The following is a 13,382-nucleotide window of genomic DNA, read 5'->3' as shown; positions in this document are numbered from 1 at the left end:
ATCGTGACCTCGTGACGATCACCGAGGAAACCGCGCCGCCCGCCGCAGAGCCGCCGGTGCTGGACAAGCGTCAGCGGAACGTCGTCTTCGTGACGATCATGCTGGGGATGCTGCTGGCGGCCCTGGACCAGACGATCGTGGGCACCGCGCTGCCGACCATCGTGTCGGACCTCGGTGGTGCCGCGCACATGTCCTGGGTGGTCACCGCCTATCTGCTCGCGGAGACCGTGTCGACCGTCCTGGTGGGCAAGTTCGGCGACCTGTTCGGCCGCAAGGTGGTCTTCCAGGTCTCGGCGATCGTGTTCATCACCGGCTCGTTCCTGTGCGGTCTCGCGGGGAACATGACGCTGCTGATCGCCTGGCGGGCCGTGCAGGGCATCGGCGCGGGCGGACTCATGGTGACGGCGATGGCGCTGATCGCCGACGTCATCCCGCTGCGCGAGCGCGGCAAGTACCAGGGCGCCATCGGTGCCGTGTTCGGGGTGGCCACCGTCATCGGGCCGCTGCTGGGCGGGCTGTTCACCGACCATCTGACCTGGCGCTGGGCGTTCTACGTCAACGTCCCGATCGCGATCGTCGTCGTGATCGCCGCGGCCCGCACGATCCCCGTGGTGAAGTCGGCGTCCCGGCCGGTCATCGACTACCTGGGCATCGCGCTGGTCGCGGTGGGCGCCAGCGCGCTGATCCTGGCCACGAGCTGGGGCGGCAACGAGTACGCGTGGGGCTCGGGCGTCATCATCGGCCTGTTCGTCGGCGGCGTCATCGCCCTCGGCCTGTTCTGCTGGGCCGAGACGCGGGCGAAGGAACCGATGCTGCCGATGCGGCTGTTCACCAACCCGGTGTTCACGGTCTGCTCGATCCTCAGCTTCATCGTCGGCTTCGCCATGCTCGGCGCGATGACGTATCTGCCGAGCTATCTCCAGTACGTGGACGGCGATTCGGCGACGGTCTCCGGCGTCCGCACCCTGCCGATGGTCATCGGTCTGCTCATCGCGTCCGTCGTCAGCGGCAACGTGGTCAGCAAGACCGGGCAGTACCGGCTCTTCCCGATCGCCGGCTCGCTGGTGATGGGGCTCGGGCTGTATCTGATGTCGCTGATGGGGCCGGGCACCGGGGCGTGGCTGGAGTCGCTGTACATGTTCGTGCTGGGCACCGGTATCGGGCTGTGCATGCAGGTGCTGACGATCGCCGTGCAGAACACCGTCGAGTACGCCGACCTCGGCACCGCGACCTCCGGGGTCACCTTCTTCCGCACGCTGGGCAGTTCCTTCGGCACCGCCGTCTTCGGCACGATCTACGCCAACTCCCTCGCCCCGAACCTCAAGGACGCCGTCGCGGAGGCCGCGCGGGCGGGCAGCGGTGTCGCCCCGTCGGCCATCGCCGAGGCGGCCACCAGTCCCGAGGGCGTGCACCAACTCCCCTCGGCCGCCGCCGCCCCGATCATCGACGCCTACGCCGACACCATCCAGACCGTCTTCCTGTGGACCGTGCCGGTCGCGGCCCTCGGCTTCGTCGTCGCCCTGTTCCTCAAGCAGGTGCAGCTGCGCGACAGTGCCCGGGCCGGTTCCACCGACATGGGCGAGGGCTTCGGGCAGCCGTCCGGGGCGAACTCGCAGCGGGTGCTGGAAGCGGCCGTCGGAAAGATCATCGGCGGCACGGATCTGAACACCGCCCGCCGGATCATGGCCGACTCCGACACCCGCCTCGACATCGCGGGCGCCTGGGCCGTGATGCAGGTCGAACTGTTCACGCGGCTGGTGGGCCACTCCAGCCTCGGGCTGATCGCCGCCCGCCGTCACATGCCGCCCGAGGTGCTCCTGCCGGTCTTCGACCGGATGGTCGACGAGGGCTATCTGAGCCGTGCGGGCTCCCTGTTCTCGCACACGGAGGCGGGTGCCCGCGAGGCCCGGGTCATCGGGCAGGCCTGGGCGACCTGGCTGGAGGAGCGGGTGCAGCAGGACATCGGACGTCCGGCGGGCACGGACCTGCGGGCCGCGGTGGACACGATCTCCAAGCGGCTGCTGGTGGAGGACCTCAGCACCGGACTGCCGCAGAAGCAGCCGGAGTTGGCCGCCAGCCACTGAAATCCACGTGCCGGGCCGCCCAGCCGTCGGCATACTCGCGGCATGCCTCCCGTCCGCTTCCATGATTCCGGCCTGACCTACTACGACTTCGCCGACACGGCGCTGGTCCGCTGTCCGCGCTGCGACCGGGTCGCCCACTACGAGCGGCGGAAGGGGCGCGACGCTCGGGTGGTCTGCCGGTCCTGCGGACTGTGCCGGGCCGGCAACTGCTGCTGTCGGCCGCCGCTGTGGCTGCGGTCCGAGACCAGGCACGGCGAGATCTGGGCGTACGACCTCGAACACCTCGACCTGATCCGCCGGTTCGTGGCGGCGGACCTGCGGGAGCGGGACCCCTGCTATGAGCACGGGCGCAAGATGACCTGCGTCGGGCGGCTGCCCGCCTGGATCAAGAGCGCCAAGAACCGTACCGAGGTGCTGCGCGCGATCGACCGGATGCGGGCCTCGGTCATCGCGGGCTGAGGCCGAGCCGCTCCAGGACCGCGGGCACATCGGGGACGGCCGTCACGTCCGAGGGCAGCGCGGGACGTCGTACGACGACGACCGGGAGCGCGAGTCGGCGGGCGGCCGTGAGTTTGGCGGCCGTCGCCTCTCCCCCGCTGTCCTTGGTCACCACGACGTCGATGCAGTGGGTGGAGAGGAGGGCGGTCTCGTCGTCGACGGTGAACGGGCCGCGGGCCAGCAGCACTTCGGTGTGCGGGGGCATCGGCGGATCGGGCAACTCCACGGAGCGTACGACGAAGTGAAGTTCCGTCAGGTGCGCGAAGGCCGCCAGGCCCAGACGTCCTGTGGTGAGGAACACCCGGGGGCCGAGCAGGGGCAGCAGGCCGGCGGCCTCGGACAGGGAGCCGACCGGGTACCAGCGGTCCTGGGGGCCCGGTCGCCAGCCCGGGCGGCGCAGTACCACCGCCGGAACGCCGGTGGTCGCGGCGGCCCGGGCCGCGTGGGCGGTGATCGTCTCGGCGAAGGGGTGCGTGGCGTCGACGAGGGCGTCCACACGCTGTTCCCGCAGCCAGTCGGCGAGCCCGTCCGCGCCGCCGAAGCCGCCGATGCGCAGGTCCCCGGTGACCGCGCCCGGCCGGGTCACGCGGCCCGCGAGCGAGGTGGTGACGCGGACGCCGGGCAGCGCGGTGAGCGCGGCGGCGAGTTCCCGGGCCTCGGTGGTTCCGCCGAGGATGAGCACGTGGGGGGACATGGGGCAGAGCCTACGGTGGTCGCTCGGCGCTCGGTCGCTATGGTCCGGGCATGACGTCTGTGCGTGCTGTGCTCATCGACATCGACGGTGTGCTCACCGTCTCCTGGGAGCCGCTGCCCGGCGCGGTCGAGGCCCTGCGGGAGATCCGCGGAGCCGGGCTGGGCGTCGCGCTGGTGACCAACACGACCTCGCGGACCCGGGCGTCGATCGCCGGGACGCTCGCGGGGGCCGGGTTCCCGGTGGACGCGGAGGACATCCTGACGGCGCCGGCGGTGACGGCCGCGTACCTCTCCGAGCACTTCCCGGGGGCGCGGTGTGCGCTGCTCAACAGCGGGGACGTGCGGGAGGACCTGGTGGGTGTCAGCCTGGTCGACGACGACCCCGACGTCGTGATTCTGGGTGGCGCCGGGGACGAGTTCGGGTACGCGGCGCTGAACCGGGTGTTCGGGTATCTGCAGCGTGGGGCGCGGCTGGTGGCGATGCACCGGAACCTGTACTGGCGTACCGGGGACGGGTTGCGGTTGGACGCGGGGGCGTTCCTGGCCGGTCTCGAACGGGCGGCTCATACCGAGGCGGTGGTGACGGGGAAGCCGTCGCGGGCGTTCTTCGGCGCCGCGCTCGGCCGGTTGGGCGTGGGTGCGGACGACGCGGTGATGGTCGGGGACGACGTCGAGTCGGACGTGCTGGCGGCGCAGGCCGCGGGGGTCACCGGGGTGCTGGTGCGGACGGGGAAGTACCTGCCCGAGACGCTGCGGGACGCGAGCGGCACCCCGGATCATGTGATCGACTCGTTCGCGGAGTTGCCGGCGTTGCTGCGGGCATGGGCCGCTCAGGAGTAGGCGTCAGCGCAGGAGCAGTTGCAGGCCGCCGACGATCGTCGCCGCGATCACGAGTTGCTCGAAGAGTCGCTGGTTGATCCTGTTCACAGCCCATTTGCCGAGGAACGCGCCGGGCACGACGAAGGCCACGAGTGCGGCGTCGAGGAGCAGCGAGTTCCCGTCGATCAGCCCGAGCCCCACGCTGAAGGGCACCTTGGACGTGTTGACGATGAGGAAGAAGAAGGCGGAGGTGCCCAGGAAGCCGAGCTTCCGGAAGCCCGCCGACAGCAGGTACAGGGACATGACCGGGCCGCCCGCGTTCGCGACCATGGTGGTGAAGCCGCCGAGGACACCGTAGGAGCGGGCCTTGACGCGGCCCGCCCGGGTGCTGACCCCGTCCGGGTCGTCGTCCGCGTCGGCGGTGCGGCGGCGCCAGATCGTCACGGCCGCCATCAGCAGCAGGATCGCGCCGATCGAGGTCCGGACGATCGCGTCGTCCGCCCACATCAGGAACAGCGTGCCGATCACCACGCCCGCCGCGACGGCCGGAAACAGCCGCCACAGGGTGGGCCAGTGGGCGTGCCGGCGGTAGGTGAGGACGGCGAGCACGTCCCCGGCGATCAGGATCGGCAGCAGCACGCCGGTGGAGGCGCGGGCCGGCAGGACCGCCGCGAAAACGGCGAGGCTGACCGTGTTGGCCCCGCTCACGGCGGTCTTGGAGAAGCCGACGAGCAGCGCCGCGAAGGCGAGCGCGGCGAAGCCCCAGCCGGAGATGTCCCAGAGTGTCATCGTGTTCATGCGGAGACCGATGCTATGCGCACCTATCCGGCCACCGTAAGCGGCGTCTCGCTGGCTGGTCCTGCTCGGCGGCCGTGCCGGTCCCGGACTGCGAGCGACCGGTCGGCAACGCGGTCGGCTAATGCCGTTCCACCAGCACCGCGCTTCCCTGCCCCACCCCCACGCACATCGTCGCCAGCCCGCGCTCCGCCCCCGTGCGGCGCATCCGGTGGAGCAGGGTCGTCAGGATACGGGCGCCGGAGCAGCCCAGCGGATGGCCGAGGGCGATCGCGCCGCCGCTCGGGTTGACCAGCTCGGGGTCGATGCCGAGCCGGTCGACGCACGCCAACGCCTGGGCGGCGAAGGCCTCGTTGAACTCGGCCTCCTGGAGGTCGCCGACGCTCCAGTCGGCGCGGGCCAGCACCTTCTGCGTGGCGGGGACCGGCCCGATGCCCATGACGTCGGGGTGGACGCCCGCGGAGGCTCCGGCGACGTAGCGGCCGAGGGACTCCAGGCCCAGGTCGTTCAGGGCCTCCTCGCTGACCAGCAGCAGACCCGCGGCGCCGTCGTTCATGGGCGAGGCGTTGCCCGCGGTGACGGTGCCGCCCTGCCGGAACACCGGCTTGAGACGGCCGAGTTTCTCGACGGAGGTGTCCTCGCGGATGCATTCGTCGGCGTCGACGACGACGCCGTCCGGGCGTTCCACGGGCAGGAGTTCGTCGTCGAAGTGGCCGTTCTTGCGGGCCTGGGCGGCGAGTTGGTGGCTGCGGAGCGCGAAGGCGTCCTGTCGGTCGCGGGTGACCCCGTAGCGGGAGGCGACCTCCTCGGCGGTCTCGCCCATGGCGAGCAGGCCGTGGAGTTCCCTCATCGCCGGGTTGACCAGCCGCCAGCCGAGGCGGGTGTCGACGGTCTCGATGCGGTGCGGGAGGGCCTCGTCGGGGCGGGGCAGCACGAAGGGGGCGCGGCTCATCGACTCGGAGCCGCCGGCGAGCACGATGTCGGCCTCGCCGGCGGCGATGGCGCGGGCGGCGGTCGTGACGGCTTCGAGGCCGGAGGCGCAGAGCCGGTTCACCGTGGCGCCCGGCACTGAGTCGGGCAGTCCGGCGAGCAGCGCGGCCATGCGGGCGACGTTGCGGTTGTCCTCGCCGGCCTGGTTGGCGGCGCCCCAGTAGACGTCGTCGATGCGCGCCGGGTCGAGGGCCGGCACGTCGGCGACGAGGCCGCGGATGACGAGGGCGGCGAGGTCGTCGGGGCGTACGGAGGACAGGGCTCCGCGCAGTTTGCCGAGGGGGGTGCGGCGGGCTGCCGCGAAGTGGACGGGGCGCACGGCGGGACTCCCGGAAGGTTCGGCACTCAACAAATAATTAGCACTGCTAGTTTTCGACTATAGACCGCCCGCCGACCGCCTGGGAAGATCTCCCGGGACCTTCACCGACGCAGCTGGAGGAGACATGGCCGAGGCCCGCGAGCACACACTTCCGGGAATCGTCGTACGGGAGTGGCCGCACCCGGCGCCCCGCTGCCTCGCCCTGGTGGTGCACGGCTACGGAGAGCACATCGGCCGGTACGAGGAGCTCGCCGACGTCCTGGTGGCGGACGGCGCGGCCGTCTTCGGACCTGATCACCGGGGCCACGGGAAGTCCGCCGGCGAGCGGGTGCTGATCGAGGACTTCGAGGACGTGGTCACCGAGGTGCACGCGGTGGCCGACCTGGCCCGCGCCACTCGTCCGGGGGTACCGCTGGTCCTGATCGGTCACTCCATGGGGGGCCTGATCGCGGCCCGCTTCGCCCAGCGGTACGGCATCGAGCTGACCGCGCTCGTCCTGTCGGGGCCGGTCATCGGCGACTGGTATCTGCCCCGGCGGCTGCTCGCCCTGGACGAGATCCCGGACACGCCCATCAGTACGGCCTCGCTCTCCCGGGACCCGGCGGTGGGGGCGGCGTACGCGGCGGATCCGCTGGTGTGGCACGGGCCGATGAAGCGGCCGACGGTGGAGTCGTTCGTGCGGACCCTGGAGACCGTGGCCAAGGCGGGTGACGTGGGCCGGCTGCCGCTGCTGTGGCTGCACGGCGAGGACGACCGACTGGTCCCGCTGTCCGGCAGCCGGGCCGGGGTGGAGCGGCTCAGCGGGGGCGTGCTGACCGAGCGGATCCATCCGGGCGCCCGGCACGAGGTCTTCAACGAGACGAACCGGGCCGAGGTCTTCGCGGACCTGACCCGCTTCCTGAACAGCGTGCTTCCCGTCTGATCCCCACCCCGCACCACCCGCTCCCACCGGATCACCGCCACGTTTGCGCCGGTACGCCCTGGGCACCCGCGCCGCAGGGAGCGGACGCGGTGTGCGGCCCCCGCGGGAGAGGACTCCGAGCTGTTCTCTTCCGCGGGCACACGAGGCCCGCGCCGCGCGCTGCTCCGTACCGGCACGAACCACGCCAGAAGGAGAAGCACCGTATGACTGTGGTGAAGAGCACCCTGCCCGACGCGGCCCGTGAGGTGGCCGGAGAGGCGTTGCAGAGCACGCTCGTGGATCTGCTCGGGATCTCACTGGTCGGCAAGCAGGCGCACTGGAACATCGTGGGCCCGCGGTTCCGGTCCATCCACCTCCAGCTGGACGAGGTGGTCGCGACGGCCCGCACCTACTCCGACACGGTGGCGGAGCGCGCCGCGGCGCTCGGACTGCCGCCCGACGGCCGGCCCGAGACGATCGCCGCCGCCTACGCGCTGCCCGGCACGAAGGAGGGCTGGCTGCGCGACGACGAGGTGGTCCGGCTGCTGGTCGAGACGCTGGAGTCGGCGATCGTCCGGCTGCGCGAGCGCATCGACGCCACCGACAAGGCCGACCCGGTCACCCAGGATCTGCTGATCGGCATCACCGCCGAACTCGAGAAGCAGCGCTGGATGTTCGAGGCCGAGAACTGGCCTCGGGACTGACCACGTCGTACGCAAGCGAAGTCGTAGGCAAGCGAAGGAGGCCCGCGATGACGGACACCCTCGAACTCGACGCGCTGTGGGAGGACTTCCACCGTGCCGTCAACATGACCTCGCAGGAACTGGCCGCCTGGCTGCGGGTCAGCGACGCCGACGAGGCCGCCGAGCCCCTGCCGGAGCACGCCGGCAGCCCCACCGGGCAGCATGTCCTCGCGATCCTGCAGAAACGCCGCACGGACCTCACCGACGACGACATCGAGGTGATGTACGAGGTGGTGGACGCCGTCGACGCCCAGGCGGACGTGGAGAACGAGCCCGAGGCCGAGGAGACCCGGCGGCGGCACCAGCTGATGACGCTGGGGCATGACCCGCTCCGTTCGTAACCCCCTTACACGTCATCCCTGTTGACCGGAAAGAGGTGGCCGAAGACCGACTCCGTCCCGCACAGATGATCGTGAAACACTGCTCGCAGTCCTGCCGAGCGAGCAGAGGAGTCACATGTGACCGGGACCGAGCCGGCCGCCCCGCGGATCGACACGACCAAGCCCCACCCGGCCCGGGTCTACGACTGGTATCTCGGCGGCAAGGACAACTACCCGGTCGACGAGGAACTCGGCCGCCGGATCGCCTCGTTGAACGGCGACGCCCCGCGGGCCGCGCGGGCCAACCGCTGGTTCATGCACCGGGCCACACGCGAGCTGGCGCGCTCGGCGGGGATCCGGCAGTTCCTCGACATCGGCACCGGGATCCCCACCGAGCCCAATCTGCACCAGCTCGCCCAGCGGGTCGCGCCGGACGCCCGGGTCGTCTACGTCGACAACGACCCGATCGTCCTCGCGCACGCCGGTGCCCTGCTGCGCGGCACGGACGAGGGGGTGACGGAGTACGTGCAGGCCGACGCGCGCGACCCGGAGCAGATCCTCCGACAGGCGGGCAAGATCCTCGACTTCGAGCGGCCCGTGGCCCTCTCGCTGATCGCCCTGATGCACTTCATCGCGGACGAGGACGGCGCCCATGACGTCGTCGGCACCCTGGTCGACGCGTTGGCCCCCGGCAGCTGTCTGGTGCTCTCCTGCATGACGGCCGACTTCGAGCCGGAGCAGGTGCACGAGGGCATCGCCGCGTACCAGGCGTCCGGCGTCACCCTCGTCGCCCGCGACCAGGCCGAAGTGGGCCGTTTCTTCACGGGACTCGACCTCCTGGAGCCCGGCATCGTCTCCGTGCGCGACTGGCGCCCCGAACTCGCGGAGGGCGAGTCCGACATCGGCCCGGGGCCCGTGTCCCTGTACGGCGGAGTCGCCCTCAAGCCGTAGGCCGTCAGGCGCTCGACGGCTGGGTCGTGAGCCGGCTCAGCGCGGCCGACACCAGCGTCCGCACGCCGGGGGCGAGCACGGACAGGTCGGGGGCGAAGAGCGGGCTGTGGTTGTCCGGCACGTTCCCGAACCGCTCCTCGTCCGTCTCCCCCGGCGCCGCCTGCCACACGGCGTCCGGTGTCGCCGCCACGTACCAGTAGTCGTACGGCACCCCCGGGGGCGCGAGCAGGGAACAGTCCTCGCTGCCCATCTCCGGGCCGAAGTCGAACACCGAGGCGGCGCCGAAGAGTTCGCGGTGCACGGCCGCGATCTCCTGGTCGAGGGCGGCGTCGTTGACGGTGTTCGGATAGCCGGGGACGACGGTGATCCCGGGCGGCACCGGACAGCCGGCCGCCAGGCACTCGCCCTCCACGATCCGCCGCACCGCGCCGAGAATCCGCTCGCGCACCCGGTCGTCCTGGCTGCGCACGTTCAGCGCGAGCCGTGCCTCGGCGGGGATGATGTTGCTCTTCGTCCCGGCGTGGAACTGCCCCACCGTCACCACCGCGGAGTCCTTCGCGGCGACCTCCCGCGCGACGACGGTCTGGAGCCGGGTGACGATGTGCGCGGCGGTCACCACGGGGTCGACCGTCGACTCGGGGCGCGAACCATGGCCGCCGACGCCGGTCACGACGACCTCGACCCCGTCGGAGGCGGACATGATCAGGCCCGGGGTGTGCGAGTAGCGGCCGGTGCGCCCGGGGACGACATGCTGGCCCAGGACCACGTCCGGGTACGGGAACCGCTCGTGCACTCCGTCCGCGGCCATCACGCCCGCTCCCCCGCCGGCCTCCTCCGCGGGCTGGCCGACGACCACGACCGTCCCCGACCAGGCCGCGCGTCCGGCGGCGAGCGCCTCGGCGGCGCCCATGAGCCAGGTGACATGGCAGTCGTGCCCGCAGGCATGCATCACGCCCTCGACGGTCGAGGCGTAGGGCAGCCCGGTCGCCTCCCGCACCGGCAGCGCGTCCATGTCGCCGCGCAGCCAGACCACCGGCCCGTCCCCGTTGGCCAGCACACCGACCACACCGGTGCGGCCGACGCCCTCGGTCACCGCGTAGCCCGCCGCGCGCAGCCGTGCCGCGAGGCGGGCGGCGGTGCGGTGCTCCTGGAAGGACAGCTCCGGGTGACGGTGCAGATCGCGGTAGAAGTCCTCCAGGTCGCCGGTCTCCAGCCCGGCGGTCAGGTCCTCGGTGAGCCGGGCGACGGCGGCGGGATCGGTCATGGCGCTCCCTCTCTCCTCGACAGCCGGGGCCTGGCCCTGTCGGCCCCGCCCGATCGGAGTGCCCCTCAGCCCAGCAGCCATCCCCCGTCCACGGCCAGCCCCACCGCGTTGACGGACCGGTTGCGCAGCAGGAAGTCCACGGCGTCCACCACGTCCGCCACCGCGGCGAGCCGCCCGGTCGGGGTGCGCGAACGCAGCCCCGCCAGCACCTCCGCCGGCTTGTCCCGCCAGTAGGGGCTGTCCCCGACCACCCCCGGATGGATCGCGTTGACACGCACGGGCGCCAGCTCGACGGCAAGGGTGTGCACCAGGCCGGTCACCCCCGCGTTGACGGTCGCCACGGTCGTCGCACCCGGGTACGGCCGCTCCTTGGCCTGCCCGCCGAAGAGCACGATCGCGCTGTCCTCGTGCAGACCGGGCCGCAGGGCGTGGACGGTCTCGGTGTAGCCGACGAGCTTGAGCGTGACGAGGTGGACGGCGGCGTCGATGTCGTAGGCGGCCACCCGGTTGTCGTCTCGGGAGACACCGGCCAGCACCAGATGGTCGACGCGCCCCGCGCCGGCCAGCGCGGCGCCGATCCCGCGGGGGCGGGAGAGGTCCAGGGCGAGGCCGCGGGCGCCGATCTCCTTGGCGGCGGTGTCGGTGCGGTGGGCGTCGCGCCCGGTGATCAGCACCTCGTCGCCGCGTCCGGCGCGCATCCGGGCGAACTCCCGGCCGATGCCGGAGGTGCCGCCGACGACCACGACACGGTTCATCGCACGCCCCTCAGACAGTCCCAGTCCCGGGTGAAGCGGTAGGAGTGCCGGGACGGCGGCTGCGGCGCCTGGGTCTCCAGCCAACGCACCGGCCCGGCACCGGCGTTGGTGAAGCCGTGCACACAACCGGCGCCCGCCCAGGCGAGATCGCCGGGCCCGAGGTGGTAGCGGGCGTCGTCGAAGGTCGCCTCCACCACCCCTTCGAGGATCAAGTACGTTTCCTCGAAGGGGTGGTCATGCGTGCCCGCGACGCCGTCGACGGTGTACTGGACCATGAACATGGTCGAGGCGACCGCGCCCAGGTCGGCGTCGACCATCATCTTGACCGTGATCCCGCTGTAGACGAGCAGCGCGGTCCGCATGCTCGCCGACACCGCGAGCAGGTCCTGGGACTGTTTGCCGGGGTCCATCTGCGCGGGCTCGAAGTGGCCGAACGAGCGGGTGCGGGGGTCGCGGACGTCGATGCGGACGGGGTCGCGGGCGGGCAGGTCGGGCACGGGCCAGGTGTCGTACCCGTAGCGGGCGCGCGGCACCGGCGCGAGCATGTCCGCCCAGCGCGCGCCGGTGTCACCGACGCCGCGCCAGGCGTGCGGGACGCCTGTCGCCAGCAGGCCGTAGTCGCCTTCTTCGAGGAGGTACGACCCCTCGGGCACGTCGAGGATCACGGCCCCGTCGAGGATGTGGAAGCACTCCTCGTAGGAGTGGACATGGGCGCCGACCCTGCCGTCCGGCCGCATCTCGCAGACACCGAAGCCGGTGTGCGTGCTCCCGTCCGCCTCGCCGACCAACTCGCGGCGTCGGTGGCCGTGTTCGTCGTACTCGGGTGCCGGGACGTCGGCGGCACGACGGACCAGGTGCGCGGTCATCGGGCCGCCTTCCCCGCGAGGTGCGCGCTCATCGTGCCGCCTTCGCCGCCAGGAGCCGGTCGCGGGACTCCTCGACGAGGCGCCGGGCGCGGGCCACGTCGGCCGTCAGCCTGCCGTCCCGCTTGCGGATCACGCCGTCGACGATGACGGTGTCCACGTTGGAGACGTCGGCGGACAGGGTGACGGCGGCAGCGGCGTCGTGCACGGGCGCGACGTTCAGGGCGGTGGCGTCGAGGGCGACGACATCGGCGCGCTTGCCCGGGGTCAGCGAGCCGGTCCGGTCCTCCAGGCCCGCCACATGGGCGCCGTTGAGCGTGGCGATCTCCAGCATCTGACGTGCGGTCAACATGGTCTCGGGCACGGGCATGTTGGCCTGCCAGCAGTCCGCGTTGAGCCGGGCGCGCTCGGCGGCGAAGGCCGCGCGGATCTGGGTGAACATGTCGCCGGGGACGGTGGTGACGACGTCGATGCTGAGCGAGGGGCGCAGTCCGTGCTCGATCGCCTTCATCAGCGGCGGCCAGCCATGCCCCATCTGTGTCTCGACCTGCGGCGCGATGGACACCGTACCGCCGCTGTCGGCGACCATCCGCCACTCCTCCTCGCTGAGGTAGCAGCAGTGGATGTAGGTCGTGTCCGGGCCGAGGAGTCCCAGGTCGTGGAGTTGCCTCACCATGCCGTAGCGGCCGGCGAGGCGGCCCATGGCGACGTGCAGGGTGATCGGGATGCCCAGCTCGCGGGCGAGGGCCCACTCGGCGGTGACGACGTCGTTCACGCAGAAACCGGGGCCTCGGGTGGCGAGGGCCAGGGTGAGCAGTCCGGTGTCGGAGGGGAAGTACTCGGTGCGGACACGGCGTACGTCGTCGCCCGGTATCGCGATCTTGCTCTCGAACCAGTAGTCGGCCAGGGAGGTGTTGGCGCTGCCGTACGCGTACTGCGCCCGGATCCCCGACTCGGTGAGGGCCTGGAGCGCGGCGTCGGGGTGGGCGGGCGTGTTGTTGATGTGGGACCAGTCGACGAGCGTGGTGATACCGGCGTTGAGGCACTCCAGGGCGCCGGCGAGGTTGGCCGCGTACACGTCCTGAGGGGTGTAGAGCGGGGCGAAGGTGTCGAGGATGTCCACGAAGTAGTCGTCGAGGGTGGCGTCGGGGGCGACCCCGCGGATGGACGCCTCCCAGGTGTGCCGGTGGGTGTCGACGAAGCCGGGGATCACGATGTGCCCGCGCATGTCGAGGACCTCGGCGTCCGCGCTGATCTCCGGCCCGACGGCAGCGATCGTCCCGTCCTCGATGAGGACGTCTCCCTGGGGCAGGTCCCCTATGTCGGGGTCCATGGAGATCACCTGACCTGCGCGCAGGAGTGTCCGAACCGTCATCGTCCTGCCTCC

At 71.8% G+C, this 13,382-nt stretch carries 14 protein-coding genes; 7 read left to right on the top strand and 7 right to left on the bottom strand.

The annotated features are described in order from the left end of the window. The first annotated feature begins 11 nt into the window (after positions 1-11). Both ACIHIX_RS13230 and ACIHIX_RS13225 read left to right on the top strand, forming a co-directional pair. Entirely contained in the window at positions 12-2,084 is a 2,073-nt protein-coding gene (locus ACIHIX_RS13230; RefSeq protein ID WP_399954114.1) for an MDR family MFS transporter, read from the top strand. A 42-nt stretch (positions 2,085-2,126) separates the two neighbouring features. Beyond that, a complete protein-coding gene (locus ACIHIX_RS13225; protein ID WP_399954111.1) occupies positions 2,127-2,543 on the top strand; it encodes a hypothetical protein in 417 nt (138 codons plus the stop codon). Here the strand turns inward: ACIHIX_RS13225 and ACIHIX_RS13220 are convergent. Next, entirely contained in the window at positions 2,530-3,276 is a 747-nt protein-coding gene (locus ACIHIX_RS13220) for a cobalt-precorrin-6A reductase (RefSeq protein ID WP_399954108.1), read from the bottom strand. The genes ACIHIX_RS13225 and ACIHIX_RS13220 overlap by 14 nt on opposite strands. Positions 3,277-3,326: 50 nt before the next feature. Between ACIHIX_RS13220 and ACIHIX_RS13215 the strand changes: the two genes are divergently transcribed. After that, positions 3,327-4,115, top strand: coding sequence for a TIGR01458 family HAD-type hydrolase (locus tag ACIHIX_RS13215; protein ID WP_399954105.1), 789 nt, complete (start codon positions 3,327-3,329; stop codon positions 4,113-4,115). Positions 4,116-4,118: 3 nt separating this feature from the next. Here the strand turns inward: ACIHIX_RS13215 and ACIHIX_RS13210 are convergent, their stop codons facing one another. Beyond that, on the bottom strand, positions 4,119-4,892 hold the full coding sequence (locus tag ACIHIX_RS13210) for a sulfite exporter TauE/SafE family protein (protein ID WP_399954102.1): 774 nt from the start codon (positions 4,890-4,892) through the stop codon (positions 4,119-4,121). 118 nt (positions 4,893-5,010) lie between these two features. Then, positions 5,011-6,198: a thiolase family protein gene (locus ACIHIX_RS13205; RefSeq protein WP_399954099.1), complete on the bottom strand. Its 1,188-nt coding sequence runs from the start codon at positions 6,196-6,198 to the stop codon at positions 5,011-5,013. Between the two features lie 124 nt (positions 6,199-6,322). Here ACIHIX_RS13205 and ACIHIX_RS13200 point away from each other — a divergent pair, with 124 nt between their 5' ends. The 4 genes from ACIHIX_RS13200 to ACIHIX_RS13185 all read left to right on the top strand — a co-directional run bounded on the left by ACIHIX_RS13200 (position 6,323) and on the right by ACIHIX_RS13185 (position 9,113). Beyond that, positions 6,323-7,120: a lysophospholipase gene (locus ACIHIX_RS13200; protein ID WP_399954096.1), complete on the top strand. Its 798-nt coding sequence runs from the start codon at positions 6,323-6,325 to the stop codon at positions 7,118-7,120. A gap of 203 nt (positions 7,121-7,323) precedes the next feature. Further along, complete coding sequence (locus ACIHIX_RS13195; RefSeq protein WP_399954093.1) at positions 7,324-7,803, top strand: Dps family protein; 480 nt, start codon at positions 7,324-7,326, stop codon at positions 7,801-7,803. 47 nt (positions 7,804-7,850) lie between these two features. Beyond that, positions 7,851-8,183: a DUF3140 domain-containing protein gene (locus ACIHIX_RS13190; RefSeq protein WP_399954090.1), complete on the top strand. Its 333-nt coding sequence runs from the start codon at positions 7,851-7,853 to the stop codon at positions 8,181-8,183. 117 nt (positions 8,184-8,300) lie between these two features. After that, positions 8,301-9,113 carry an SAM-dependent methyltransferase gene (locus tag ACIHIX_RS13185; protein ID WP_399954087.1) on the top strand — a complete coding sequence of 271 codons (813 nt, stop codon included), beginning with the start codon at positions 8,301-8,303 and terminating at the stop codon, positions 9,111-9,113. 4 nt (positions 9,114-9,117) lie between these two features. Here ACIHIX_RS13185 and ACIHIX_RS13180 read toward each other — a convergent pair whose 3' ends face one another. From ACIHIX_RS13180 to ACIHIX_RS13165, 4 genes are all read right to left on the bottom strand, one after another. Further along, the gene (locus ACIHIX_RS13180) at positions 9,118-10,377 is read right to left on the bottom strand and encodes an amidohydrolase (protein ID WP_399954084.1); all 1,260 of its coding nucleotides are present in this window, start codon (positions 10,375-10,377) and stop codon (positions 9,118-9,120) included. A 65-nt stretch (positions 10,378-10,442) separates the two neighbouring features. After that, entirely contained in the window at positions 10,443-11,132 is a 690-nt protein-coding gene (locus tag ACIHIX_RS13175; protein ID WP_399954081.1) for an SDR family oxidoreductase, read from the bottom strand. Then, positions 11,129-11,998 carry a cupin domain-containing protein gene (locus tag ACIHIX_RS13170; RefSeq protein ID WP_399954078.1) on the bottom strand — a complete coding sequence of 290 codons (870 nt, stop codon included), beginning with the start codon at positions 11,996-11,998 and terminating at the stop codon, positions 11,129-11,131. Before ACIHIX_RS13170 ends, ACIHIX_RS13175 begins: the two co-directional genes overlap by 4 nt. Before the next feature lie 28 nt (positions 11,999-12,026). Then, complete coding sequence (locus ACIHIX_RS13165) at positions 12,027-13,370, bottom strand: amidohydrolase family protein (RefSeq protein ID WP_399954076.1); 1,344 nt, start codon at positions 13,368-13,370, stop codon at positions 12,027-12,029. Positions 13,371-13,382: the final 12 nt, after the last annotated feature.

It is taken from the genome of Streptomyces sp. NPDC051913 (assembly GCF_044593635.1).
Lineage (GTDB): Bacteria > Actinomycetota > Actinomycetes > Streptomycetales > Streptomycetaceae > Streptomyces.
The sequence above is the reverse complement of the archived record's forward strand: the minus strand, read 5'-3'. Positions and strand labels throughout refer to the sequence as shown.

What these genes read in the sequence shown, in the direction of transcription:
- ACIHIX_RS13225 (WP_399954111.1), top strand. Translation starts at nt 2,127, where the DNA reads ATGCCTCCCGTCCGCTTCCATGATTCCGGCCTGACCTACTACGACTTC.
- ACIHIX_RS13220 (WP_399954108.1), bottom strand. Translation starts at nt 3,276, where the DNA reads ATGTCCCCCCACGTGCTCATCCTCGGCGGAACCACCGAGGCCCGGGAA.
- ACIHIX_RS13215 (WP_399954105.1), top strand. Translation starts at nt 3,327, where the DNA reads ATGACGTCTGTGCGTGCTGTGCTCATCGACATCGACGGTGTGCTCACC.
- ACIHIX_RS13210 (WP_399954102.1), bottom strand. Translation starts at nt 4,892, where the DNA reads ATGAACACGATGACACTCTGGGACATCTCCGGCTGGGGCTTCGCCGCG.
- ACIHIX_RS13200 (WP_399954096.1), top strand. Translation starts at nt 6,323, where the DNA reads ATGGCCGAGGCCCGCGAGCACACACTTCCGGGAATCGTCGTACGGGAG.
- ACIHIX_RS13195 (WP_399954093.1), top strand. Translation starts at nt 7,324, where the DNA reads ATGACTGTGGTGAAGAGCACCCTGCCCGACGCGGCCCGTGAGGTGGCC.
- ACIHIX_RS13190 (WP_399954090.1), top strand. Translation starts at nt 7,851, where the DNA reads ATGACGGACACCCTCGAACTCGACGCGCTGTGGGAGGACTTCCACCGT.
- ACIHIX_RS13180 (WP_399954084.1), bottom strand. Translation starts at nt 10,377, where the DNA reads ATGACCGATCCCGCCGCCGTCGCCCGGCTCACCGAGGACCTGACCGCC.
- ACIHIX_RS13175 (WP_399954081.1), bottom strand. Translation starts at nt 11,132, where the DNA reads ATGAACCGTGTCGTGGTCGTCGGCGGCACCTCCGGCATCGGCCGGGAG.
- ACIHIX_RS13170 (WP_399954078.1), bottom strand. Translation starts at nt 11,998, where the DNA reads ATGACCGCGCACCTGGTCCGTCGTGCCGCCGACGTCCCGGCACCCGAG.
- ACIHIX_RS13165 (WP_399954076.1), bottom strand. Translation starts at nt 13,370, where the DNA reads ATGACGGTTCGGACACTCCTGCGCGCAGGTCAGGTGATCTCCATGGAC.